General features: G+C 63.7%; 22 protein-coding genes. 4 read left to right on the forward strand and 18 right to left on the reverse strand.

The window, feature by feature from the left end; all coding sequences use genetic code 11:
* Positions 1-3 precede the first annotated feature (3 nt).
* The 6 genes from M0639_RS17945 to kdpF are packed head-to-tail and all read right to left on the reverse strand — an operon-like array spanning position 4 to position 7,771.
* Positions 4-684 carry a response regulator gene (locus M0639_RS17945; RefSeq protein ID WP_003944545.1) on the reverse strand — a complete coding sequence of 227 codons (681 nt, stop codon included), beginning with the start codon at positions 682-684 and terminating at the stop codon, positions 4-6.
* The gene (locus M0639_RS17950) at positions 681-3,221 is read right to left on the reverse strand and encodes a sensor histidine kinase (RefSeq protein ID WP_058039501.1); all 2,541 of its coding nucleotides are present in this window, start codon (positions 3,219-3,221) and stop codon (positions 681-683) included. The genes M0639_RS17945 and M0639_RS17950 overlap by 4 nt, the downstream gene beginning before the upstream one ends.
* Positions 3,222-3,228: 7 nt before the next feature.
* Complete coding sequence (locus M0639_RS17955) at positions 3,229-3,879, reverse strand: potassium-transporting ATPase subunit C (RefSeq protein WP_007731080.1); 651 nt, start codon at positions 3,877-3,879, stop codon at positions 3,229-3,231.
* Between the two features lie 6 nt (positions 3,880-3,885).
* On the reverse strand, positions 3,886-5,991 hold the full coding sequence (gene kdpB / locus M0639_RS17960; RefSeq protein ID WP_050654652.1) for a potassium-transporting ATPase subunit KdpB: 2,106 nt from the start codon (positions 5,989-5,991) through the stop codon (positions 3,886-3,888).
* Positions 5,988-7,673, reverse strand: a complete 1,686-nt coding sequence (kdpA, locus tag M0639_RS17965) for a potassium-transporting ATPase subunit KdpA (RefSeq protein ID WP_003944472.1) — start codon at positions 7,671-7,673, stop codon at positions 5,988-5,990. Before kdpA ends, kdpB begins: the two co-directional genes overlap by 4 nt.
* A complete protein-coding gene (kdpF, locus tag M0639_RS17970) occupies positions 7,673-7,771 on the reverse strand; it encodes a K(+)-transporting ATPase subunit F (RefSeq protein WP_007731078.1) in 99 nt (32 codons plus the stop codon). The genes kdpA and kdpF overlap by 1 nt, the downstream gene beginning before the upstream one ends.
* Before the next feature lie 329 nt (positions 7,772-8,100).
* Here kdpF and M0639_RS17975 point away from each other — a divergent pair, with 329 nt between their 5' ends.
* Together M0639_RS17975 and M0639_RS17980 are read left to right on the forward strand one after the other, a co-directional pair.
* Positions 8,101-9,519: an amidase gene (locus tag M0639_RS17975; protein ID WP_064074765.1), complete on the forward strand. Its 1,419-nt coding sequence runs from the start codon at positions 8,101-8,103 to the stop codon at positions 9,517-9,519.
* A 4-nt stretch (positions 9,520-9,523) separates the two neighbouring features.
* The gene (locus M0639_RS17980; protein WP_030536607.1) at positions 9,524-10,075 is read left to right on the forward strand and encodes a TetR/AcrR family transcriptional regulator; all 552 of its coding nucleotides are present in this window, start codon (positions 9,524-9,526) and stop codon (positions 10,073-10,075) included.
* Here the strand turns inward: M0639_RS17980 and era are convergent.
* The 5 genes from era to M0639_RS18005 form a co-directional block, all read right to left on the reverse strand.
* Entirely contained in the window at positions 10,072-10,989 is a 918-nt protein-coding gene (gene era / locus M0639_RS17985; protein WP_003944451.1) for a GTPase Era, read from the reverse strand. The genes M0639_RS17980 and era overlap by 4 nt on opposite strands.
* A gap of 24 nt (positions 10,990-11,013) precedes the next feature.
* A complete protein-coding gene (locus M0639_RS17990) occupies positions 11,014-12,318 on the reverse strand; it encodes a hemolysin family protein (RefSeq protein WP_003944509.1) in 1,305 nt (434 codons plus the stop codon).
* A gap of 21 nt (positions 12,319-12,339) precedes the next feature.
* Entirely contained in the window at positions 12,340-12,882 is a 543-nt protein-coding gene (ybeY, locus tag M0639_RS17995) for an rRNA maturation RNase YbeY (RefSeq protein WP_003944525.1), read from the reverse strand.
* A gap of 48 nt (positions 12,883-12,930) precedes the next feature.
* Positions 12,931-14,019, reverse strand: coding sequence for a PhoH family protein (locus M0639_RS18000; protein WP_003944580.1), 1,089 nt, complete (start codon positions 14,017-14,019; stop codon positions 12,931-12,933).
* A 112-nt stretch (positions 14,020-14,131) separates the two neighbouring features.
* Complete coding sequence (locus M0639_RS18005; RefSeq protein ID WP_007731067.1) at positions 14,132-14,827, reverse strand: TetR/AcrR family transcriptional regulator; 696 nt, start codon at positions 14,825-14,827, stop codon at positions 14,132-14,134.
* A 128-nt stretch (positions 14,828-14,955) separates the two neighbouring features.
* On the opposite strand from M0639_RS18005, the gene M0639_RS18010 reads away from it, so the two are divergent.
* Positions 14,956-16,560: an MFS transporter gene (locus M0639_RS18010; RefSeq protein WP_054187677.1), complete on the forward strand. Its 1,605-nt coding sequence runs from the start codon at positions 14,956-14,958 to the stop codon at positions 16,558-16,560.
* Here M0639_RS18010 and M0639_RS18015 read toward each other — a convergent pair.
* From M0639_RS18015 to hrcA, 5 genes are all read right to left on the reverse strand, one after another.
* A complete protein-coding gene (locus tag M0639_RS18015; RefSeq protein WP_042924086.1) occupies positions 16,552-17,328 on the reverse strand; it encodes an alpha/beta hydrolase family protein in 777 nt (258 codons plus the stop codon). The genes M0639_RS18010 and M0639_RS18015 overlap by 9 nt on opposite strands.
* A 14-nt stretch (positions 17,329-17,342) precedes the next feature.
* Positions 17,343-18,581: a L,D-transpeptidase gene (locus tag M0639_RS18020; protein ID WP_003944568.1), complete on the reverse strand. Its 1,239-nt coding sequence runs from the start codon at positions 18,579-18,581 to the stop codon at positions 17,343-17,345.
* Between the two features lie 123 nt (positions 18,582-18,704).
* On the reverse strand, positions 18,705-19,466 hold the full coding sequence (locus tag M0639_RS18025) for a 16S rRNA (uracil(1498)-N(3))-methyltransferase (RefSeq protein WP_003944495.1): 762 nt from the start codon (positions 19,464-19,466) through the stop codon (positions 18,705-18,707).
* A gap of 2 nt (positions 19,467-19,468) precedes the next feature.
* On the reverse strand, positions 19,469-20,620 hold the full coding sequence (gene dnaJ, locus M0639_RS18030; protein ID WP_003944460.1) for a molecular chaperone DnaJ: 1,152 nt from the start codon (positions 20,618-20,620) through the stop codon (positions 19,469-19,471).
* 80 nt (positions 20,621-20,700) lie between these two features.
* Positions 20,701-21,744 (reverse strand): heat-inducible transcriptional repressor HrcA, encoded by a 1,044-nt coding sequence (gene hrcA / locus M0639_RS18035; RefSeq protein WP_003944583.1) that lies wholly within the window; start codon positions 21,742-21,744, stop codon positions 20,701-20,703.
* 157 nt (positions 21,745-21,901) lie between these two features.
* On the opposite strand from hrcA, the gene M0639_RS18040 reads away from it, so the two are divergent.
* A complete protein-coding gene (locus tag M0639_RS18040; protein ID WP_003944521.1) occupies positions 21,902-22,225 on the forward strand; it encodes a type II toxin-antitoxin system VapB family antitoxin in 324 nt (107 codons plus the stop codon).
* Between the two features lie 32 nt (positions 22,226-22,257).
* On the opposite strand, the gene M0639_RS18045 is transcribed toward M0639_RS18040, so the two are convergent.
* Positions 22,258-22,878 carry a CG0192-related protein gene (locus M0639_RS18045; RefSeq protein ID WP_064074776.1) on the reverse strand — a complete coding sequence of 207 codons (621 nt, stop codon included), beginning with the start codon at positions 22,876-22,878 and terminating at the stop codon, positions 22,258-22,260.
* Between the two features lie 35 nt (positions 22,879-22,913).
* Positions 22,914-24,140, reverse strand: coding sequence for a radical SAM family heme chaperone HemW (hemW, locus tag M0639_RS18050; RefSeq protein WP_064074766.1), 1,227 nt, complete (start codon positions 24,138-24,140; stop codon positions 22,914-22,916).
* Between the last annotated feature and the right edge of the window lie 119 nt (positions 24,141-24,259).

A 24,259-nucleotide genomic window follows, 5' to 3' on the forward strand; every position in this document is an offset into this window, starting at 1 on the left:
TTCTCACACCACGAATCGATAACCCATTCCTGCCTCGGTGATCAGATGCTTGGGGTTCGCCGGGTCATCCTCGAGCTTCCGACGAAGTTGAGCCAGGTAGACACGTAGATAGTGGGTCTCGGTGTCGTACGCCGGTCCCCACACTTCCCGAAGCAACTCCTTCTGCCCGACCAGCTTTCCGCGGTTGCGCACAAGCATCTCGAGCATGCCCCACTCGGTCGGAGTCAGGTGCACCTGTTCACCGCGCCGACTCACTGTTTTCGCAGCCAAGTCCACCGTGAAGGACGCGGTCTCGACCGACGGTTCCGAAGTGTCCGCCGCGGAGGTTCCCCGCCTCGCCGCAGCGCGCACGCGGGCCAGAAACTCGTCCATCCCGAAGGGCTTGGTGACGTAGTCGTCCGCACCGGCGTCGAGAGCCTCGACCTTGTCCGCGGAATCCGTGCGCGCCGACAGCACGATGACCGGCGCCGTGCACCAGCCACGCAGGCCGGCAAGCACTTCGGTGCCGTCCATGTCGGGCAGTCCGAGATCGAGTACCACGACGTCCGGTGGACGCTCGGCAGCAGCCCGCAAGGCACCGGCGCCCGTCGACGCGGTCACCACCTCGTACCCGCGCACCGAAAGATTGATACGCAGAGCTCGCAGAATCTGCGGTTCGTCGTCCACTACCAGGATTCGACTCATGATCCATTCCCATTCGTACCGGCCGCAGCCAATTCCACGATCATCGTCAATCCCCCACCGGGTGTGTCTGTGGCGCTGACCGTTCCGCCCATCGCATCGACAAATCCGCGCACCACGGAAAGTCCGAGGCCCACTCCGCCGGTGTTGTCGCGATCTCCCATCCGTTGGAACGGCTGGAACATCGTTTCGGCCTCACCTCGCGGAACACCTGGGCCCGTATCGGCAACACTGATCACCACACGATCACCGAGTTGCGCCGCCCCGACGCGCACCGGGGTTTCTCCCCCGTAGCGCAGAGCGTTGTCGACGATGTTCGCAATCACCCGCTCGAGCAGACCTTGATCTGCTTGCACTGCAACGGTACCCACGTCGACGACTACACTTCGAGCCCGCGAATCCGAGCGTCCACCGATGCCGAGGCCCAGCAACGCGCGGTGAACCACCTCGTCCAGATACACCGGCCGGAGCGTGGGTTTCACCACCCCGGCGGCAAGGCGGGACGAGTCGAGCAAGTTCCCGACCAGTGCCGTCAACTGATCCGCCGACTCCTCGATGGTTGCCAACAATTCAGCGGTGTCTTCGGGCGAGAACTCGATGTCGTCGCTGCGCAGACTGGACACCGCCGCCTTCACTCCGGCGAGAGGCGTTCGCAGGTCATGGCTTACCGCTGACAGCAAGGCTCGACGCAGTTGATCAGCCTCGGTGAGCGCGGCAGCCTTGCTCGCCTCGACTGTCAGTTTCTCCTGGCGGATCATCCCAACTGCTTGGTGAGCGACCACCGTCAGCACTCGTCGGTCCCGCGCACTCAGGTCGGGCCCAGCCAACAACAGCGCGTATTCCCCGTCGTTGACCTCACAGACCGTATCCGCTTCGTCGTCCGTGGTCGGCGGCTGCGTACCGACGGCAGCGATGACTCCGTCGTCGTGATGAATGACGGAAACCCCTCGCTGGCGATAGATTTCGAGTGCCTTCGCCAGAAGTGTCGACAGATCCGCTCCGCGGAGAACTGATCCCGCGAACAGTGTGAGCAGTTCGGCTTCCTCGGATGCGCGCTTCGCCTCGCGGGCGCGCTTTGCTGCGGCGTCGACCAGAACGGCAACTGCCACAGCCACGATCAACAGCACGACAGTAGTGATGAAGTTGTCAGGTTCGGCGATGGTGAAGCTGTACCGCGGATCGGTGAAGAAGTAATTGAGCAGCAGTCCCGAGATCAGTGCCGACAATATCGCCGGGCCGACGCCGCCGAGGAGGGCAACCAGAACGACCACGACGAAGAACAGCGCGTTCTCGCCGTTGACCCCGGAGATTCGGTCGACGAGACCCATGATCGCGGCCGCGAGCGAAGGCACGACGATCGCCGCAATCCACGACAGGACCCGGCGCTCCGAGCGCCCCAGCACCGAAATGCGTCGTCGCGCCGTCGCTTCCTCGTGCGTGACCATGTGAACGTCGATACCACCGGACTGCTGAACCACCGCAGCGCCGATCCCCTCGTCGAGGATGCGAGCCAGGCGGGAACGCCGCGACGTTCCCAGCACCAACTGTGTGGCGTTCTCCTCACGCGCGAACTCGAGGAGCGTCGACGGTACGTCGTCACCGACAACAGTGTGAAGCGTGGCGCCGACTCCGACAGCCAACGCGCGCACCTTGCCCATCTCGGGGGCCGAGACACCGGTGAGTCCGTCACCGCGTACGACGTGGACCACCATCAGCTCGGCGCTCGACTTCGACGCGATTCGAGATGCGCGTCGTACCAGGGTTTCCGACTCCGGTCCCCCGGTCACGGCAACGACGACACGCTCGCGCGCCTCCCAGGTATCGGTGATCTTGTTCTCGGCCCGGTATTTCGCCAGTGCGGCGTCCACCTGATCGGCCACCCACAGCAGTGCCAGTTCGCGTAGCGCCGTGAGGTTTCCGCGTCTGAAGTAATTGCCCAAGGCCGCATCGACCCGTTCCGGTGAATACACGTTTCCGTGAGAAAGTCTGCGGCGCAGCGCCTCCGGGGTGATGTCGACCAGCTCGACCTGCGCCGCACTACGTACTACCGCGTCCGGAACCGTCTCCTGCTGAACCACGCCGGTGATGTGCGCGACAACGTCGTTGAGGCTTTCGAGGTGTTGCACGTTGACCGTGGACAGAACGTCGATCCCGGCTTCGAGCAGTTCCTGTACGTCCTGCCAGCGCTTGTGATTCTTGCTCCCTGGCGTGTTGGTATGTGCCAACTCGTCCACCAGGACAAGGGCCGGACGCCGAGCCAACACGGCCTCGACGTCCAGTTCCGGCATCCGTGTTCCGCGATAATCCACCAGCTTGGGCGGCACTATTTCGAGGTCTCCGATCTGCGCCGCGGTGCGGGCGCGGCCGTGTGTCTCCACGACGGCCGCGACCACGTCACAGCCACGATCTCGACGCCGATGAGCCTCACCGAGCATCGCGAAGGTCTTTCCGACGCCAGGCGCAGCGCCGAGGTAGATACGCAATTCACCACGTTTGCGTGCCCTACCGAAAGATTGACCGACCTTCTCCGAAGAACTCACGTGACAATCATCCACCAGTCGTCGGTGCAGCACACGTAGGTGCCGTCAATCCGAGTGCCAGGTTCAATTCCAGTACGTTGACTCGCTCGGCTCCGAGAAATCCGAGTTGCCGACCGTCGGTGTGCTCGGCCACCAAGTCCCGCACCTGGTCTTCCGAGATGCCGTTGTTGGCCGCCACCCTCGCGACCTGCAGTTCGGCGTACGCCGGACTGATGTGGGGATCGATACCCGAGCCCGAACCGGTGACTGCGTCGACGGGAACCGATGCCGGGTCGACACCCTCACGTGCCGCGATGGCTGCCCGGCGCTCGATGACGAATCCGGCCAGAATCTCGCTGCTCGGCCCCTGGTTGGACGGCAGTGCCGCAGCGGGATCACCGGTGGCAAACGGATCCTCGTCCGAAACGGATCCGACAACACGATTGTGGAAGAACGGGTCCTGCTGCCCTTCGGCGACCTGCGGATCGACACCCACCCAGGCACTGCCGACCACGCAACCGGCGGCATCGGTGACCGGTGAGCCTTCGGCAGATCCGGAGCTGATCCGGCTGACACCCCACACCGCGGCGGGATAGACCACACCGAGAACGACGGTGAGCGCGAGCAATACGAGCAAACCCGCCCACACCTGTTTGGCAAAACCGATAGTGAAACGCATGTCAGGTCACCCAATTCCAGGAATCAAACGTACGACGAGATCGATCAACCAGATACCGACGAACGGTGTGATCACACCGCCGAGACCGTAGACGAGCAAGTTACGTCCGAGCAACTGCGATGCCGTCGACGGTCGGTATCGAACACCCTTGAGTGCCAACGGAATCAAACCGATGATCACCAAGGCGTTGAAGATCACGGCCGAGACGATCGCCGATTCGGGGGTGGCGAGACGCATGATGTTCAACGCGTCCAGCTGCGGGTAGATGCCGCTGAACAAGGCCGGCAGGATTGCGAAATACTTCGCCAGGTCGTTCGCCAACGAGAATGTGGTCAACGCGCCGCGGGTGATCAGCAATTGCTTGCCGATTTCCACCACCTCGATCAGCTTGGTGGGATCGGAGTCGAGATCGACCATGTTCCCGGCCTCTTTGGCTGCCGAGGTTCCCGTGTTCATCGCGACCCCGACATCGGCCTGGGCAAGGGCGGGAGCATCATTGGTCCCGTCACCGGTCATCGCGACGAGACGTCCGCCTTCCTGTTCCTTCCGGATCAGGGCCAGTTTGTCTTCCGGGGTGGCCTCCGCCATGAAGTCGTCGACGCCCGCCTCGTCGGCAATCGCCTTCGCGGTCAACGGATTGTCGCCGGTGATCATGATCGTGCGAATACCCATCGCCCGGAGTTCGGCGAACCTGTCAGCCATTCCCGGCTTGACGACGTCGGACAACGCGATCACGCCGAGGATCGAGGTACTCTCACCATGCTTGACGGCAACTACCAGCGGCGTTCCGCCCGCTTGGGCGATGTCGTTCACGGTGTCGGTCACCGCGCTCTCCGCGTGTCCACCGCCACTGACGACCCAGTTCATCACCGCATCTGCTGCACCCTTTCGGATTTGGCGTCCGGAGTGGTCGAGTCCGCTCATCCGGGTTTGTGCCGTGAACGGAACGAACTCGGCGCGTTCTTCGTCCAACGTCGGCTCGGCAGCGAGACCGAAATCCGCTGCGCACAGCTCGACGATGCTCCGTCCCTCGGGAGTTCCGTCGGCCAGGCTCGACAAGCGAGCTGCCGCAGCAAGATCGTCGGCGGATACACCGGGCGCCGGATGGAGTGCGGTGGCCCGGCGGTTACCGAAAGTGATGGTTCCGGTCTTGTCCATCAACAGGGTGTCGATGTCGCCCGCAGCTTCCACCGCGCGCCCCGACATCGCGAGAACGTTGCGCTGGACGAGGCGGTCCATGCCCGCGATACCGATCGCCGAGAGCAGCGCTCCGATGGTCGTCGGGATCAGGCAGACGAGAAGTGCGATCAGCTTGATCGGATCCTGCTCGTGCCCCGCGTACAAGCCCATCGGGCCGATGGCTACGACGGCGAGGAGGAAGATGACGGTCAACGACGCGAGCAGGATGTTGAGCGCAATCTCGTTGGGTGTCTTCTGACGTGAAGCACCCTCGACGAGCGCGATCATCCGGTCCACGAACGAACTGCCCGGTGCTGCGGTGATTTCCACGACGATGCGGTCCGAGAGAACCGTCGTACCACCGGTGACGGCGCACCGGTCACCACCGGATTCACGGACCACCGGCGCGGATTCACCGGTGATCGCCGATTCGTCTACGGAGGCAATACCTTCGACCACGTCGCCGTCGCCGGGGATGACCTCGCCGGCAACCACTATCACCCGATCGCCGACCACCAGTTCGGTGCCGGAAACCGATTCGATCGCACCGCTCATCGTGATCCGATGTGCTGTGGTGTCCTGCTTCACCTTTCGCAGGCTCGCCGCCTGCGCCTTGCCGCGCCCTTCGGCCACGGATTCGGCGAGGTTCGCGAAGATCACCGTGAACCAGAGCCACAGGGTGATCACCCAGGAGAACACCGAGGGATCGGCGATCGCCATGACAGTGGTGATGACGGAACCGACGAACACCACGAACATGACCGGGTTGCGGGCGAGGTGGCGTGGGTCGAGTTTGCGCACGGCCCCCGGCAACGCGGTGATCATCTGCCGCGGGTTGAAAACGCCTGCGTGTACTTGACGGGACTGCCCTGGATCAACCTTGTCGGCAGCGTCTTGCGCTACCACGGGTTTCTCACTGATACGCACGGTCATTGAAGAGCCTCCGCTAGCGGGCCCAGCGCGAGGGCCGGGAAGAATGTAAGTGCAGCAACAAGAACGACGGTGCCGGTCAACAAACCGGTGAACATCGGTCCGGACGTCGGGAGGGTGCCGGCCGTCGGCGCCACCTTCTTCTGCGAGGCAAGAGCACCGGCCAAAGCGAGAACGAAGATGATCGGCAGGAATCGGCCGAGAAGCATGCAGATTCCGAGAGACGACTGGAACCAGTCGCTGGTGACCGTCAGACCGCCGAAGGCGCTGCCGTTGTTGTTCGAGGCGGAGGCGAAGGCGTAAAGCACCTCACTGAACCCGTGGATCGATCCCGGCGTACCCGGATCTCCCCCATTGCCTTGATAACCGGTGGTCGAACCGAGGATGACGGTGATGGCGGTACCGATCAAGACCAGCGCGGGCATGACCAGAATCGACAGCGCCGCAAGGGTGATCTCGCGTCGACCCAACTTCTTGCCGAGATATTCGGGCGTGCGACCGACCAGCAGTCCGCCGACGAACACTGCGATCAAAGCCAGCACAAGAATCCCGTAGAGGCCGGTTCCGACTCCACCTGGCGCAATTTCGCCGAGCAACATGTTGAGCAGGACCGCGCCGCCGCCGAGGGGGGACATGCTGTCGTGGGCCGAGTTCACCGCGCCCGTCGACGTTCCCGTGGTCGCCACCGCGAACAACGCCGATCCGGGGATTCCGAAGCGAACTTCCTTGCCCTCCATCATCGAACCAGCTGCTGTGGCGGCAACACCGCGTGCGCCGGATTCGGCAGCGAGCGTGACTGCGAGCAGCCCGCTCCACAGGATTCCCATCACTGCCAGCAGGGTGAGGCCTTGCCTACGATCCCCGACGAGAGTTCCGAACGTTCGGGTGAGGCAGACCGGAATCAACAGGATCGCCAGGATCTCGACGACATTGCTCAACGGGGTGGGGTTCTCGAACGGGTGCGCCGAGTTGGCAGCCAAGATCCCGCCACCGTTGGTGCCGAGTTCCTTGATCGCTTCCTGGGACGCGACGGGGGCCAGTGCATTGGTGACCGCATTGCCGTCGAGGCCGGTGGAGGCGAAACCGCTGTGGAACGACTGGATCACTCCCTGGCTCAACAGGATCAGGGCGATCACGAATGAGAACGGGAGGAGGATGCGCAGAGAACCACGCGTCAGATCGACCCAGAAGTTGCCGATCTCGCCGCCCCTGGCCACCCGAATGAAGCCGCGAACCAATGCGATGGCCACCGCCATGCCGACCGCTGCCGAGACGAAGTTCTGCACCGCCAGACCGACGGGCTGAACGAAGTTGCTCATCGTCGTTTCCGGCGTGTACGACTGCCAGTTGGTGTTCGCCACAAACGAAATCGCGGTGTTGAACGCTACGGCGGGACTGACCCCGGACAGACCGTCACTCAGCGGCAGTACTCCCTGAATCCGTTGCAGGAAGTACAGGAACAATGCGCTGGCCAGCGAGAATCCGAGAACGCTTGCGGCGTAGCCGTACCACGTCTGCTCGGCCCTGGAGTCGATCCGACCGACGCGGTAGATCACACTCTCGACCCGAAGATCTCGCGTCGACGAGTAAACACGCGCCATGTAGTCGCCCACCGGAACGTAGGCGATTGCCAGAACGACGAGGACAAAAGCGATCTGCAGGCCGGCTGCAAGAGCGGGCGACATCAGAACCTCTCAGGATCTACGAGTGCAACGAGCAGGTAAATGACCAATGCCGCGGCGACGGCGATCAGAACCACGCTGACCACACCGGCAACCGTCATTTGGGAGCGCTCGCCTGTAGGGCGCGCAGTACCAGCGCGCACACGAGAAAACCGCCGAGAATCAGAGCAACGTAGGCCAGATCGGCCATGAGCTTCCCTCTTCGAAATCTTTTGCCGTGCTGCTGTGCATCGCAGCCATGACGCGCGGTCGCCCTCGACCGGATGCGCTCTCTCAGCTTCGACCTCCGGAAAGGCCGATTCCGCGTCTCTGACGATCCGCTTACGCACTGACCTGGCGTCTTGACGCGATCTTGACGCGAAACCGAAGTTCACTAATACTGAAACAAGTTACTGTTCGTTCGAACGAACAGTTTTGCGAAGGGAACCTGATGACTTCTCGAACCGACCACGATCTCGCCCCCGGTCTTGTCGACCAGGTTGCGAGTCTGGCCTCGGGCGCCACCTCGTCCGTCGCGGCCACGGAGGCAACGCTGAGCCGGATCGAGGCCACTCAGCCTCACCTCAATGCGTTCAAGATCGTGCGGCGCGAGAAGGCACTCGAGGAAGCTGCCGAGGCCGACAGACGTCTCGCACGCGGCGAGCGTCTGCCGCTGCTCGGTGTGCCGATCGCAGTGAAGGACGACGTCGACATCACCGGCGAACCCACCGCCTTCGGTTGCCCTGGCGATTTCCCGGCCAAGACCGAGGACTCGGAGATGGTTCGACGCCTCCGCGACGCCGGCGCAGTGATCGTGGGCAAGACCAACAGCCCGGAATTGGGCCAGTGGCCCCTTACGAGCGGTTCAGCCTTCGGTTACACGCGCAATCCGTGGTCGCGTCACCACACTCCAGGCGGATCGTCGGGCGGCACCGCCGCGGCCGTCGCCGCCGGATTGGTCAGCGCCGGAATCGGTTCCGACGGTGCCGGTTCCATCCGAATCCCTGCGGCCTGGACCAACCTCGTCGGAATCAAACCGCAGCGCGGGCGCATCTCAACCTGGCCCGACGCCGAAGCGTTCTACGGCCTGACGGTCAACGGCCCGCTCGCTCGCACCGTCGCCGACGCGGCACTGCTGCTCGACGGCGCTGCCGGCAACCATGACGGCGACCTCCACAAGCCGACACCGGTCACCGTCAGCGACGCGGTGGGACGCGACCCCGGAAAACTGAAAATCGCGCTTTCCCTTCGCAATCCGTTCACCGCCACTCCCGTGAAGCTGGACCCGGAAGTGCGCCTGGCCGTGCATTCGATCGCCGACACGCTGCGGGAGCTCGGACACCACGTCGTCGTCGACGATCCCGCATACGGCCTGATCTTCGGCCTGAACTTTCTGCCCCGCTCACTCGTCGGGGTCCACGACTGGCTCGGACGCGTTCCCGACCCGAAACTGGTCGATGCCAGAACACGCGGAAATGCCCAGAACGGCAAGCTACTTCGCGGCGCACCTCTGCGCGCGGCCCGCGCGGCCGAGCCGCGGATGCGAAAGCGGATCGGAGCGATCTTCGACACCTACGACGTCGTCCTGGCACCCACGACGGCAACTCCACCGATCATGGCGACCGCGATCGACGGCATCGGTGGCTGGGACACCGACAAGGTCATGACCGGCGCCTGCCCCTACGCGTGGCCGTGGAACGTCCTCGGCTGGCCCTCGGTCAACGTGCCGGCCGGATTCAGCAACACCGGCCTTCCCATCGGTGCGCAGTTGATGGGCAACGAGAACACCGAACCTCTGTTGGTCTCCCTCGCTTCACAATTGGAATCGGTCCTGCGTTGGGATCAGATCCGACCCGAGCCGTGGTGGTGACCCGATGAGTAACCGGGACGTCCGCGAGCGAATACTCGACGCCGTTCTGCACGTCGTCGGTACCGACGGCATCCCGGGTGTGAGCAACCGGCGCATCGCCGCGCAGGCCGGCGTCTCACTCGGATCGATCACGTATCACTTCGCCAGCCAGTCGGACATGCTCCGCGCTGCTCTGTCTCGTTTCGTGACCGACGAGACGACGCGCCTGCGCGCCTTGGCCGAGGAGTACCGCGACAAAGGTCTGAGCGTCGAGGACGCCGCGGCAATAGCCGAAAAGGTGACGCGAGATCTTTCGTTCTCGGCCGAGCGGATCGCGCCGTTCGAGATGTACATCGCCGCCGGGCGCGACCACGAACTCCACGAAGTCGCCGTCGAATGCTTCGCCGCCTACGACGATTTGACCGTCACGATTCTGACGGCACTCGGTGTACCTGATCCGGAGTCGATTGCATCGACGCTCGTCGCCGTCATCACCGGGCTCCAACTCCGACGCCTGGCCACCGGCGTCGACGAGCAGGACATCGGCGCGGCGATCCTCAGGGTCCTCCGGCCCTAGAAGCCCAGCCGGCCGAGCTGCTTCGGGTCGCGCTGCCAGTCCTTGGCGACCTTGACGTGCAGCTCCAGGAAGATCCGCACACCGAGCAGCTTCTCGATCTGCAGGCGCGCACTGGTACCGACTTCCCGCAGACGCGCCCCGCCCTTACCGATGACGATGCCCTTCTGACTGGGCCGCTCGACGTAGAGCAACGCATGCACGTCGAGCATCTCGCCCTGCTTCTCGGTGCGACCCTCACGCGGGATGACCTCCTCGATCACCACAGCCAGAGAGTGCGGCAATTCTTCGCCGAGCCCCTCGAGCGCAGCCTCACGGATCAGTTCGGCCATGAGCACCTCTTCGGGCTCGTCCGTCAATTCGCCGTCCGGGTAGAAGGCCGGGCCCTCGTCCATCAGACCGGCGAGGACGTCGACCAGGATCTCGACCTGTTCACCCGACTTCGCGGACACCGGAACGACCTCGGATTCGGGGCCGAGCAGGGTGGACAGCGCGAGCAACTGCTTTCCGACGGCGTCGCGGCTGACCTTGTCGATCTTGGTCACGATGCCGACAAGCTTGGTCTTGGGCGCCATCTGACGGACCTGCTGCACGATCCAGCGGTCTCCGGGCCCGATGGCCTCGTCGGCCGGGATGCACAGGCAGATGACGTCGACCTCGGAGTACGTGTCGCGAACCAGGTCATTGAGGCGCTGCCCGAGCAAAGTGCGGGGCTTGTGCAGTCCAGGGGTGTCGACCAGGATCAGCTGCGCATGCTCGCGGTGAACGATGCCGCGAATCGTGTGGCGCGTCGTCTGCGGGCGCGAGGACGTGATCGCGATCTTGCTGCCGACCAACGCGTTGGTCAGCGTGGACTTGCCCGTATTGGGTCGACCCACGAAACACACGAAGCCTGACCGGAATTCGTTCTTGCTCATAGCTGCTCCTCGCTGAACTCTCGCTCAGTCATCGGTGTCTTCTGTCTCTTCGTCTTCGGACGGCGGGATGCGCTGCACGAACACCGTGCTGATGCGTACCCGGCCTCGGCCCGTATTGGTTCCCTCGCCGCGCAGGATCAAACCGTCGTACTCCACTTCGGAACCGGGAAGTGGCACTCGGCCGAGTACGTATCCGATCAGCCCGCCGACGGTCTCCACCTCGTCGAGTTCGAGTTCGAGATCGAACAATTCACCGAGGTCTTCGATGGGAAGTCTCGCGGATACGCGGAACATTCCGTCTCCGAGATCCTCGATGGGCGGCGTCTCGTCCTCGTCGTACTCGTCGGCGATCTCACCGACGATCTCTTCGATGACGTCCTCGATCGTGACGAGCCCGGCGATTCCGCCGTACTCGTCGACGAGTATCGCCATGTGGTTGCGGTCGCGCTGCATCTCGGCCAGCAAGCTGTCGAGCGGCTTCGAGTCGGGAACGAAGACGGCGGGCCGCATGACGTCGCAGACGTTGACGTTCCGGCCGCCGTCGGGCAGGTGGTAGGTCTGCTTGACCAGATCCTTGAGGTAGACGACACCGAGCACGTCGTCGACGTTCTCCCCGATGACCGGCAGGCGCGAGTGACCACTGCGGACGGCCAACGACGTTGCCTGCCCGGCATTCTTGTCGTTCTCGATCCACACCATGTCGGTGCGCGGCACCATCACCTCGCGCGCCGACGTGTCTCCCAGTTCGAAGACGGACTGGATCATTCGGCGTTCTTCGTCGGCCACGACGCCGCGTTCCTGCGCCATGTCCACGAGTTCACGCAACTCGATTTCCGACGCGAACGGGCCGTTGCGGAAGCCCTTACCCGGGGTCAATGCGTTACCCACGAGGATCAGGACGCGACTGATCGGCCCGAGCAGAACCCCGATCCACAGCAGTGGCAGCGACGCGGCCATCGCGATGGAGTACGCATGTTGGCGCCCAAGCGTTCTCGGTCCGACGCCGATGACCACGTACGAGACGAGAACCATGATCACCGCGGTGACGGTCAGTGCCCAGCCCAGCGAGAGGACGTCGATCAGGCCGCCCACGAGTACGACGGTGGCCGTGATCTCGCACAAAATGCGAAGCAGGACCATCAGATTCACGTATCGCGGACGATCGGTCAGGATGCGTTGCACTCGCGCGGCGCCGGCTCGCTCTTCCTTTGCCATCTCGTCGATCCGCGCCGACGAAATGGTGTTGAGCGCCGAGTCGACGGCCGCGAACACACCACCGACCGGGACAAGAGCAATCGCCAGAACAAAGAGCGCTATGGCGCTACTCACTACAGAACCCCCGGATAACTGTTATCGGTCCACTCCGTCGACGAAACCGGTCTTACCGAGCAGCTTCTGATCGCGTTCGGCCAGTGCTGCTTCGCGGTCGATACGGCGAAGGTCTTCGTACCACTCTTCGAGGAGACTGTTCTGCAAGCCGAACATCTCCTTCTCCTCTTCCGGCTCCGCATGGTCGTAGCCGAGAAGGTGCAACACACCGTGGACGGTCAGGAGGGCAAGTTCGTGAGCCAGTGAATGCCCGGCCTTGTCAGCCTGATCCGCGGCAAAAGACGGACACAGCACGATGTCGCCGAGCATCGACGGCCCCGGCTCGGGGGAATCGGGACGGCCACCCGGCTCGAGTTCGTCCATCGGGAACGACATGACGTCGGTCGGACCCGGCAGGTCCATCCAGCGAACGTGCAGATCCGCCATCGTCGCGGAGTCGACGAGAACCATCGACAGCTCGGCCGCCGGATGGACATCCATCCGAGCGATCACGAAACGGGCAACGCTGATCAACTCCGGTTCGGAGATGTCCATGCCCGATTCGTTCGAGACCTCGATGCTCATGTGCGACGCTCTTTCCTGGGAAAAGTAGGGGTTGATGCGTCGCTCAGCCTACCGTCGCGGTGAATGAGCATGTGCAGCGCGGCGCTGCGCCCGGTTTCCGACCGCCAACTCGCCGGACCGATCCGATTCGTGACGCTCGTAAGCGTCGACGATGTGAGAGACCAGCCGATGACGTACGACGTCGCTGCTGTCGAGAGTGGCGAAATGAATATCGTCGATCCCGGTGAGGATTTCGGATGCCGCGCGCAGACCCGAACGGGCCCCGCCCGGCAGATCGACCTGGGTCACGTCTCCGGTGACCACGATCTTGGAACCGAACCCGAGGCGGGTCAGGAACATCTTCATCTGCTCGGCCGTGGTGTTCTGCGCTTCGTCCAAGATGATGAAGGCGTCGTTGAGCGTCCGGCCACGCATGTAGGCGAGCGGAGCGACCTCGATGACTCCGGCCTGCATCAACTTCGGAATCGCCTCGGGATCCATCATGTCGTGCAATGCGTCGTGCAGCGGGCGGAGATACGGATCGATCTTCTCGTGCAGCGTGCCGGGCAGAAAGCCCAGTCGCTCCCCGGCCTCGACTGCCGGCCTGGTCAAGATGATCCGAGAGACCTGCTTCGCCTGCAACGCCTGAACGGCCTTGGCCATGGCGAGGTAGGTCTTGCCGGTACCGGCCGGGCCGACTCCGAACACGATGGTGTTCTCGTCGATGGCGTCGACGTAGCGTTTCTGGTTGAGGGTCTTCGGCCGAATCGTCTTGCCCCGACGCGAAAGAATGTCGAGGGAGAGCACCTCGGCCGGAGACTCGCCGACCTCGTTGGTGAGCATGCCGATGGTTCGTCGAACAGCGTCCGGAGCAATGGGCTGCCCCCGACCGGCCAGCGACGCCAATTCACTGAACACACGTTCTGCCAGCGCCACGTCTGCAGCCGTCCCCGACAAGGAGATGGTTCCGCCACGTACATGAATGTCGGCACGAAGCTCACGTTCGATCGCGGTGAGATTCTCGTCCGTCGCCCCCAGGATTTGACGCACGGTCTCCGGCGCCAGATCCATACTCGAACGGACGGTGCGCTCTGCGGGCAGAGCGCGCTCGGTGATGGTGGTTACACGGTTCCCGTCGAGTTCACTGTGTTCACTCACGTGGTGAATATGGCCTGCTTTCTGGTCCGATCAGCCCACTCGACTCGTGAGCCTCGATACTTCGAAGTCTAGCGCCAGAGTCGGACACGGCCCACTTGTTAATCGTCCCGGCCTAATCCTCGCGGCGACCGGACGGCAGCGATTCGCGGATCCACTCCGACGCTTCGGCGACGATCTCGGAGCTTCTGTCCGGACTGATACCCGCGATGACCAGGCACACGGCGGCAAAGGATTCGCCCGAGTCCGTGATGAGCCCACTGTTGGCCTGATCGAACAAAGTGATCGTGATCGCCTCGGTCATCGCTACCAGAGTCTCGGCCGGCAGGTATTTCGAGAAGGTTCCGTCACGCTGACCGCGCTCGACGACGCTGATACTCACGGCGCGCGCGGGCTCCATCAGATCGAGAATCCGCTGCTCCCCCAACTCTTTGCGAGCAAAGCTGAGCAGCATCCGGAAGCGATCACCGACCGGCCATGACAGCAATGCCAGTACGGCAGTCGCCAGATCCGGGCGCTCGGGCGGCTCGCCGGCTTGGCTCAGCGCAGCTACGAGATCGGTCGACGCCTCGTCCACGATGCCGTTGATCAGCGCCTCTCGGCTGTCGAAATGCGCGTACACGGTTCGCCTGACCACACCGGCGGCCTTTGCGACGTCGTCCATGCTCGCATCCGGATCAGCAGCGAACGCCGTGATCGCCGCCTCGATGATGCGATTGCGATTGGCCGCGGCCTGACTACGACGCTGCCGTCCGCCCGATTCGGCAGTTCCCGAAACGACTGTGCCCGAATGCGTCAACGCGCGTTCCACCTCTTTCGACTGCCCAACTGTGATCTAGGTCAATCATAGTTGCACATCGGTGTGCAAGTTATTAACTTACACATCAGTGTGCAAATAGATCGAGGAGTGTCTTCGATCATCAGGAACGGAGTCGCGTCATGACGACACTCATGAGCAAACCTGTCTCGGAGATGGACCAGCCGTACTCACGGCGGTGGGCCGCGCTCGGGGTGTTGTGCCTGAGTCTGCTGATCGTCGTGATGGCGAATACCGCGCTGATCGTCGCGGCGCCGGACATGACCAGAGACCTCGGCCTCACCAGCACGCAACTTCAATGGGTCATCGACGGCTACACCGTCCCCTACGCCGCATTGATGCTGCTGTTCGGCGTGATCGGTGACAAGTACAGTCGCCGCGGCGCACTTCTCGCCGGACTCGCCGTGTTCGCCGGCGGCGCCGTCTTCGGCAGCATCGCGGACACCACCAACGCCGTCATCGCGGCACGAATGATCATGGGCGTCGGCGCCGCGATCATCATGCCCGCGACGCTTTCGCTTCTGGTCGCTACCTTTCCCAAAGCGGAGCGATCACGCGCCATCGCGGCGTGGGCGGCGACGTCGGGTCTCGCGATTGCACTCGGTCCGCTGTTGGCCGGATGGATTCTCGACAGTCATTCCTGGAGCATCACTTTCCTGATCAACGTCCCGATCGCCGCAGTCGCTGCCGTCGCCGCCGTAATTCTGGTGCCGCCGAGCAAGGCCGAGCACCTGGGCCGGATCGACTGGATCGGCGGCGCACTCTCGGTGGTCACCATTGGCTCGCTCGTGTACTCGATCATCAACGGATTCCACTTCGGGTGGACCGGCGGACCCATCGGTGCCGCCGTACTCGCTGCGATCGGCCTCGTCTCGTTCGTCGTCTGGGAACTGCGTCACCCGCAGCCACTGCTCGACGTCCGTAAGCTCGGCCAGCGCATGGTCGGCGGCGCGACGCTCGCCGTACTTCTGCTGTTCCTGGCCGCCTTCGGCGCCATCTACTTCATCTCACAGCAGTTCCAGTTCATCCTCGGCTACGGCGCACTCGAAACCGGTGTTCGTTTGCTGCCCTTGGCAATTGCCGTTTCGATCGGCGCCGTTGTCAGTGGGCGGATCACTCCGCTGATCGGCGTCCGGGCGTCCATCGTCGGCGGCATGGTGGTCGCCGCGATCGGCGTTCTGATTCTCACGCAGGTCGACGGCGATTCGGGCTACTGGATGTTCGCAGTCCCACTGATCCTGCTCGGCCTGGGCATCGGTCTCAGCGAACCGCCGGCCACCGACGCCATCATGGACAACTTCTCCGAGGACGATCTCGGTGCTGCGGGTGGCCTCAACGACACCGCCATCGAACTCGGCGGCTCGCTGGGTATCGCGATCCTCGGCTCGATCCTCGCTGCGAGCTACAAGGATTCGATTGCCGGATTCATCGATGGAATGCAGGTTCCGCAGTTGACGGGCGAACTTGCACAACAGGCCGCGTACGCGATGGAGGTGTCGGGCGAATCCGTCGGCGGCGCTTCGTTGGTCGCCGAAGAGATGGCAGGCAACCCGTTGGCTGCAGCTCAGGCAGGGCCGTTGCTCGACGCCGCAGGCAGTGCCTACGCCGACGCGATTTCGGCGGCCAGTTGGGCGGGCGGTCTTGCACTGTTCGTGGGGGCAGTTGTCGTGGCGTTCATCCTGCCGGGCAAGAAGGCCCCTGTGGAAGTAGACCCCGCGTCAGTCTGACGTGCTCGGAGCCAGCGGGTCTTCGGCGAGAACCAACTCACGGGAGACCCGCCACGACTCGGTCGAGGGTGAGAGAAATGCGTCGTGTCCTTCGCCCTCGATCACACGCAGTGCCACGGGATCACCAGCCGCTTCCGCGGCTTTCGCGTACCGGGAGCTCACCTTGGCCGGCACCTGCAGATCCTCCGCACCCGTGACGCACACAACGGGGACGCCGATCGGCAATCGATGCTGCGGCGACGCACTGCGATACAGATCCGGGTCCGCGTCGAACGGAACGCCGAACAGATCCTCGATGAAGCTGATCCGTCGTCCACGCTCGCCTGCCGACGCCAGATCGAGTGCGGCCGCCTGTGCGATGACCCGTTCAGGCCGGGTGAACGTGTCCTTCTCCCCCGCCAGCCACACTGCAAGATGTCCTCCGGCCGAATGCCCGAGCAAGCGAATCTGATTCAGATCCAATTCGGCCGAGGACTTCCCGGCAACCAGTCCGGGGATTTCGTCGTACGCCGTTTTCACGTCGGCGGACATCTCCGGCCAACCACCGCCCGCCCCGAGACGGCGGTATTCGATGTTCCACACCGCGACGCCGTGCCGCGCGAGTTCGACGGCAAATGCGGTGCCCAGAGTCAATCCGTACTGCCCGCTCCAGAAGCCGCCGTGGATCTGCATGACGACCGGGATCGGGCCGTCAGCGACTCCGTCGGGAACGTAGAGATGCCCGAACTGCTGCTCGTGTCGGCCGTACGGAATCTTGAATCGAGGCACCGAGGAAATCTATCTCAGGCGAGGGCGCTGCCTGCGGCCCAGTCTGCCCAGGAAAGGGTCCAGTCGCCGTTCTGCCACACCTCCAGCGGAGCGCCGCCGGTGTTCTTGATCTCGACGACATCTCCCGGCTGCGAGAAATCGAAGAACCATTTGGCATTGGCCGCACTGAGATTGAGGCAACCGTGCGAGGTGTCGGTGTTTCCCTGCGCCCAGACGGTGCTCTCCAACTCGTGAAGATAGATACCGTCCGTGCTGATGCGGGTGGCCCAGTTGATGGATTCCTTGTAGCCGAGGCGCGAGTTGATCGGCAGACCGTAGGTCGACGAATCCATGATGACGGGATTTGCCTTGTCCATCACGGTGTACGTGCCGGGCTGGGTCCAGAACGAGAGCGTCGTGCCGCCGATCGTCTCGGTGCCGCCCATTCCCATCGAGGTCGGCATTTCCTTGATCACCTGACCGTTTTCGTAGACGGTCACCATCTTGGTGTTGTCGTCGGCGACCGAGACGTGGGAGTCGCCGATCTTGAAGGACACGGTGTCGTCCTGCTGGCCGTACAGTCCGTTGCCGAGCTGCTTGCCGTAGATGTTCGCGTTCACCGAGACCGTCGTGCCTGGTGCGTAGTAGTTCTGCGGTCGCCAGTGAACGTTCTGACCGTCGACCCAGTACCACGATCCCTGTACGGGCGGATTGGTTGTGACCAGCAGAGACTTCTCGGCCGCGGCCTTGTCACCGATCAACTCGTCGAAATGAACGGCGACGACGGTGCCGACACCGTACGTGCCACCGTCCGATATCGAGGCGCCACCGGTGGTGTTGATATACGCCCGGGTCTGGTTACTCGGCGCGACGGTGGTCAGCGTCGTGTTCTTGGTCGTGGCAACACCGTTCGCGTCGACGGCGTCGACGACCAGCTTGTAAGTCTTGCCGTATCCGAGTGGTTCGCTCGGTTTCCAGGACGTCTTGTCCGGCGTGGTGATACCGGCGACTTCCTTACCCTCGGGATTGGTCAGCGCGACGGTCGTCAGTGTTCCCTTCGCGACCTGGACCTCGATGGGGTCGAGTGGACTCACCGGAGTTCCGCCGTCCGCCGGTGTGACGGTGACGAGCGCCTCGCTGGTCGGAGTAGTGGTGACGGCGCTGCTGGAGGAACCCGTGTTGTCTCCGGTGGAGACCGTGCACCCCGCGACGAGCATCAACGCCGCCGCGGCACACACCGCTCCAACGATTCGCATATGCGCACGTGACAACATCTGGCCTCCTGAAATCCCCGAACCAACTCACGCCGAAGGCGACCCCCGACGTCTTTACGATAGTGCGCAAATCTGACACTTCGCTGAGCGCCGGATCCGATTCAGCTCGGGATCACAACAAGATCAGTGCAGTGGCCGTGGTCCCCAGCGATCGGTCAGCACTCCGATCGCGCCCAGAGCAACAGCCCCGGCGGTCGACGTGCGCAGGACCGTCGGGCCGAGAAGCACCGGAGTGGCCCCGGCCTCCGACAACGCGCTGATCTCCGAATCGTCCAGCCCACCTTCGGGACCGACAACCAGAAATACCTCGTCCGCGCTCGCCAGCGGCAAACCGGCCAACGGCGTCGTCGCCGATTCGTGAAGCACCGCAACCACAGCGCCACGGGCAACGGCGTCACGAACCAACGCGATCACCGCCGGCGTCTTGTGCAGTTCCGCAATTTCCGGGACGAACGCGCGTCTGGACTGCTTTGCCGCAGACACTGCCGCACTTCGCCAGCGTGCGACGCCCTTGGCGAGCTTGGGGCCCTCCCACTTGGCGACACAACGCAAGGACTGCCACGGGATCACCGCGTCGATCCCCGCCTCGGTCGCCAGTTCGACGGCCAACTCGGAACGCTCGGCCTTGGGAAGTGCCTGAACGAGGGTCACCAACGGCTTGGGCTGCTCGAGAACCTGAACGTCACTGACCAACAGTTCCAGGCGGTCCTTGCCGACGCTCGTCACCTCGGCGTCGGCTACCCGGCCTCGGCCGTCGGCCAACACCAATCGCTCACCGACGCCGATCCGGCGGACAGTGGCCGCGTGGCGACCCTCCTGTCCGTCCAGAACTGCGATTTCACCGACGCCGGGAACCGGGTCGAGAAAGAAGACCGTTGCGGCCACCGTCAGCGGCCGCTGAATGCTTCGCGAAGACGCGAGAACAATCCACCGCTGTTCTGCGAGGCCGTCGAGACAACCTCGGCCTCGTCACGATCGCGGAGCAGCTTGAATTCCTTGAGCAGCTTGGACTGCTTGTGATCGAGACGGCTCGGGATGACCACCTCGAGGTGAGCGTGCACGTCGCCGCGCACTCCCGACCGCAGTTTCGGCATGCCATGACCGCGAAGAACAGCAACGTGTCCGGGCTGGGTGCCTGGCTCGATGGTGATTTCCTTGGGGCCGTCGATGATGGTGTCGACGGTGACAGTCGTACCGAGCGCTGCGTCGACCATCGGAACGCGGATCGTGCAGTGCAGGTCTTCACCGTCTCGAACGAAGACGTCGTGCTGCTGCTCGACGATCTCGACGTAGAGGTCGCCGGGGTGTCCGCCGCCCGGGCCCACTTCACCCTGCGCGGTCAAACGGATGCGCATGCCACCGGCGACGCCCGCGGGAACCTTCACGGTGATGTCACGCTTGGCCCGAACTCGGCCGTCGCCGCCACACTTGTGGCAGGGATCCGGGATGGTCTCACCGGCACCGCGGCACGTCGGGCAGGGACGCGAGGTCATGACCTGACCGAGGAACGAGCGCTGGATGGACTGAACTTCGCCGGCACCGTTGCAGGTCTCACAGCGGACAGGCTTGGAGTCGCCGTTGGTTCCGGCTCCGGTGCAGCTGTCGCACAGAATGGCCGTCTCGACGGTCACGTGCTTGCTGACTCCCGTCGCACATTCTGCGAGGGTCAGCTTGGTGCGAAGCAACGAGTCGGCTCCGGGCTGAACGCGACCGCGCGGCCCACGACCTGCGCCGCCACCGCCGCCGAAGAATGCTTCGAAGACGTCGCCGAGGCCGCCGCCACCGAATCCGCCGCCGAAGCCACCACCGCCGCCACCACCGGACTCGAGCGGGTCTCCGCCGAGATCGACGATGCGACGCTTCTCCGGGTCGGTCAGGACCTCGTAGGCCGTCGAGATCTCCTTGAACTTGGCCTGCGCCGCCTCGTCAGGGTTGACGTCCGGGTGCAGTTCGCGTGCCAGCTTGCGGTAAGCGCGCTTGAGCTCCTGGTCTGTCGCGTTCTTGTCGACGCCGAGCAATCCGTAGTAATCCCGTGCCACGTTGAGTCTCTCGTCCTTCTCTTACTTCTAGGTTTTCCTCAGTCCTCGCGAGGAGGCGTGCCGACGAATGTCGACGTCCGTCATCGCTCGGAGAGAACTTCGCCGATGTATCTGGCAACGGCGGCAACCGATGCAATTGTTCCCGGATAGTCCATCCGAGTGGGTCCGAGCACACCGACACCACCGAAAACGGTACCGGCCGCGCCGTAGCCAGTCGAAATCACGGAGGTTCCGCGCATCTGTTCGACCTGCGTCTCTTCACCGATCTGAACGGTGACCGTGCCGGAGTTCTGCGTCGCAGCGAGCAGTTTGAGGACCACTACCTGCTCTTCCAGTGCTTCGAGCACTGCGCGCAGCGAACCGGGGAAGCCGGCCAGACCGGAGAAATCGGCGGCGTTGCGCGTGAGATTCGAGGTTCCGCCCAGAACGAGGCGATCTTCCGGATGCTCGACCAGGGTCTCGACCAGAACCGTTGCCGAGCGGATCACGGCGTCGCGAAGGTCGGCCGGAGACTCGTCGGCCAGTTCCGCCACGGCAATCGACGCGGCGGCCAGGCGCTTTCCTTCCAGTGCTCCGCCGAGAAGCGTGCGCAACCGGGAAAGGTCTTCGTCTTCGAGGACGTCTCCGAGTTCGACGATTCGCTGATCGACGCGGCCGGAATCGGTGATGAGAACGAGAAGCAGGCGCGCCGGCGTCAAAGCGACCACCTCGAGGTGGCGAACCGACGACGCGGACAGCGACGGGTACTGGACAACCGCGACCTGACGGGTCAGTTGCGCGAGCAGTCGCACACCACGACGCAGAACGTCGTCGAGGTCGACACCCGACTCCAAGAACTCGAGGATCGCTCGACGCTCGGGCCCGGACATGGGCTTGACGTCGGCGATGCGATCGACGAATTCGCGGTATCCCTTGTCGGTGGGGACGCGGCCGGAACTGGTGTGCGGTTGGGCGATGTAGCCCTCGGCCTCGAGGAATGCCATGTCGTTGCGCACAGTGGCGCTCGACACTCCGAGGTTGTGACGCTCGACCAGTGCCTTGGATCCCACCGGGTCCTGGGTGGAGACGTAATCGGCCACGATTGCACGTAAGACCTCGAAACGCCTGTCGTCGGTACTCGACATCGTTGCCACCTCCGTTTCCTGAAAAGAACGAACGCCGACATTTACACATCGGTTTCCACTGGCAGTCTAATCGCCCGAGCGCCAGAGACGGCTGTTGCCCTTACTGTGGAGTGAGATCGGCGAAAGGTCGATCGCACAACCATGGACAAGGCGGCACATGATCTTCAAAGGCGTGATGGACGGCAAACCGTATCCCGATCACGGACTGTCTCTACGCGACTGGTCGAAGTTCCCTCCACGTCAGGTTCGACTCGACGAGATCGTGACCACCACGAAGGTCCTCGAACTCGATCGCCTGCTGTCGGAGGACTCGACCTTCTACGGCGATCTGTTCCCGCACGCAGTGCAGTGGCGCGGCACGCTCTACCTCGAGGACGGTCTGCACCGAGCGGTTCGTTCGGCCCTGCGAAACCGCGTCGTGCTGCACGCGCGTGTCTTCGACTTCGACGCGATGCCCGGTGTCATCGAGGGCGTCCGCTGACGCCCGGTGTCATCGAGGGCGTCCGCTGACGCTCAGGCGATAGTCACGAGCAACGCAGGTGTCGTTTGCCCCGGCCAGGTTCCGGTGAGCGTCTCCGGGTCCGAGACTCGATCTGCGTCGATCACTCTCGCCACAGTCAGTTCCAGGCTTCCCGCGCGGATGATCGTGTCGGTGCCGACTGTCGAGCAGGTCACGGATTCGACTGCCGGTACGGAAGCGCGGGCCGTACCGCTGCCTACTACGTGAGCCGTCACGGGGATGTGATCGGCGGTGTCCGCGAAGACCATTTCGACTCCGGCCCCACCGGTCAGAATCGCGGTCGCCACCGCGCTCACGTAGACCGGATCACAGCATGCGTCGTACACCCACCGTTCGCCGAGTACCGAATGATCCATGGTTGCGATCAGTGCGGTCTCCGCCCCGTCCAGCGGAGCACCTCGATAAGTGAGCGGGACCTGAAGAATTCGACCGTCGGCAGAGCGCATCAGGTGCGTCTCGATTCCGACCTCACCGTCCGGGTCGTCGAAACGATAGGCGTCGACGCGTTCGAGCGTCGAACAGTCGACCGACCCGAGCCACGGCTGCTTGGGCACCCACGCTCGGAGCAGGTCGTTCTTGGACGGATTCAGCTGCGCACGATGAATGATGGCCACCACGGCCACATTACGCGGCGAAGGATGGTTGCGCGTCAGGTCAGGATCGTGCGAATCACCGCATCGGCGAGCAGGCGACCACGGTCGGTGAGAACCACGTGATCGTTCTCGATCACGGCCAACCCGTCGACTACCACCTGTTCGGCCGAAAGACGTTCGGATGCAGACAGTTCCGACAACGGAAGTCCCGTACGCAACCGTGCGGTCAGCATGACTCGCTCCATGTGTTCGTCCTCGGCGGTCAGTTCTTCGCTGCCGCCGACGGGAAGTTCGCCGAGCGCCAACTGTTCCGCGTACCGCGCCGGGTGCTTGACGTTCCACCACCGCACTCCGCCGACGTGGCTGTGCGCGCCCGGACCGGCACCCCACCAGTCACCGCCGTCCCAGTAGCCGAGGTTGTGACGACACCGGGTGTCACCGGAGTCCGCGGTTTCCGCCTTTGCCCAGTTGGAGACCTCGTACCACCGCAAGCCTGCCTCGGACAGGCGTGAATCGATTCGTTCGTACCGCGAGGCCAGCACGTCGTCGTCCGGGGCGGGCAGCTCGCCGCGCCTGACCTTGCGAGCCATGGCGGTGCCGTCCTCGACGATCAACGCATAGGCCGAGACGTGATCGACATCGGCGGAAAGGACCGCATCGAGTGAGGCGTCCAGGTCTTGATCGCGCTCCCCCGGGGTTCCATAGATCAAATCGAGATTCACGTGCGAAAAACCAGCTGCGCGAGCCTCTTTCGCGGCAGCGACGGCGCGGCCGGGAGTGTGCGTGCGGTCGAGGATCTTCAGAACGTGCTGGGCGGCCGACTGCATGCCGAGGGAAATCCGGGTGAATCCAGCGCTGCGGAGAGCACCGAAGAACTCCGGCGACGTCGATTCGGGGTTCGATTCCGTGGTCACTTCGGCGCCGGACGCCAGGCCGAAGCTGCTCCGCACCGCCGACAGCACGTCGGACAATCCGTCACCACCGAGCAGCGACGGCGTTCCACCGCCCACGAACACGGTCTCCGCCGCCGGGGCGCCCGTCATCTCGGCCGCGAGATCGAGTTCGCGCCGCAGACCTTCCAACCACGATTGCGGCGAGGCGGAAGTTCCGAGCTCTCCGGCCGTGTAGGTGTTGAAATCGCAGTACCCACACCTGGTGGCACAGAACGGGACGTGGATGTAGATCCCGAACGGCCGTTTCCCGACACCCTCGAGCGATCGCGCGGGCAAGGCGAAGGGCGTCGCCTCGCTCTGTCGAGTGGGAGTCGTGCTGGTGACATTCACGCCTCCAGTGTCCCAGCATCCGGAACGCGCACCTATTCAGCCTGCGATGCAGGTCGGCGTACGGCTTGAACTCGATATTTCCCCCGTTTTTCGTGGAAATATGCGCCCGAGTCGGAATT

Origin of the sequence: Rhodococcus qingshengii JCM 15477 (assembly GCF_023221595.1) — a bacterium.
In the GTDB taxonomy this organism is placed as follows: domain Bacteria; phylum Actinomycetota; class Actinomycetes; order Mycobacteriales; family Mycobacteriaceae; genus Rhodococcus_F; species Rhodococcus_F qingshengii.

Excerpts from the sequence above, each read along its gene's own strand:
- ybeY (WP_003944525.1), bottom strand. The coding sequence starts at position 12,882 with ATGAGCATCGAGGTCTCGAACGAATCGGGCATGGACATCTCCGAACCG.
- M0639_RS18040 (WP_003944521.1), top strand. The coding sequence starts at position 21,902 with ATGATCTTCAAAGGCGTGATGGACGGCAAACCGTATCCCGATCACGGA.
- kdpB (WP_050654652.1), bottom strand. The coding sequence starts at position 5,991 with ATGACCGTGCGTATCAGTGAGAAACCCGTGGTAGCGCAAGACGCTGCC.
- M0639_RS17975 (WP_064074765.1), top strand. The coding sequence starts at position 8,101 with ATGACTTCTCGAACCGACCACGATCTCGCCCCCGGTCTTGTCGACCAG.
- kdpF (WP_007731078.1), bottom strand. The coding sequence starts at position 7,771 with ATGACGGTTGCCGGTGTGGTCAGCGTGGTTCTGATCGCCGTCGCCGCG.
- M0639_RS17945 (WP_003944545.1), bottom strand. The coding sequence starts at position 684 with ATGAGTCGAATCCTGGTAGTGGACGACGAACCGCAGATTCTGCGAGCT.
- era (WP_003944451.1), bottom strand. The coding sequence starts at position 10,989 with ATGAGCAAGAACGAATTCCGGTCAGGCTTCGTGTGTTTCGTGGGTCGA.
- M0639_RS17955 (WP_007731080.1), bottom strand. The coding sequence starts at position 3,879 with ATGCGTTTCACTATCGGTTTTGCCAAACAGGTGTGGGCGGGTTTGCTC.
- M0639_RS18010 (WP_054187677.1), top strand. The coding sequence starts at position 14,956 with ATGACGACACTCATGAGCAAACCTGTCTCGGAGATGGACCAGCCGTAC.
- hrcA (WP_003944583.1), bottom strand. The coding sequence starts at position 21,744 with ATGTCGAGTACCGACGACAGGCGTTTCGAGGTCTTACGTGCAATCGTG.
- M0639_RS17980 (WP_030536607.1), top strand. The coding sequence starts at position 9,524 with ATGAGTAACCGGGACGTCCGCGAGCGAATACTCGACGCCGTTCTGCAC.
- kdpA (WP_003944472.1), bottom strand. The coding sequence starts at position 7,673 with ATGTCGCCCGCTCTTGCAGCCGGCCTGCAGATCGCTTTTGTCCTCGTC.
- M0639_RS18020 (WP_003944568.1), bottom strand. The coding sequence starts at position 18,581 with ATGTTGTCACGTGCGCATATGCGAATCGTTGGAGCGGTGTGTGCCGCG.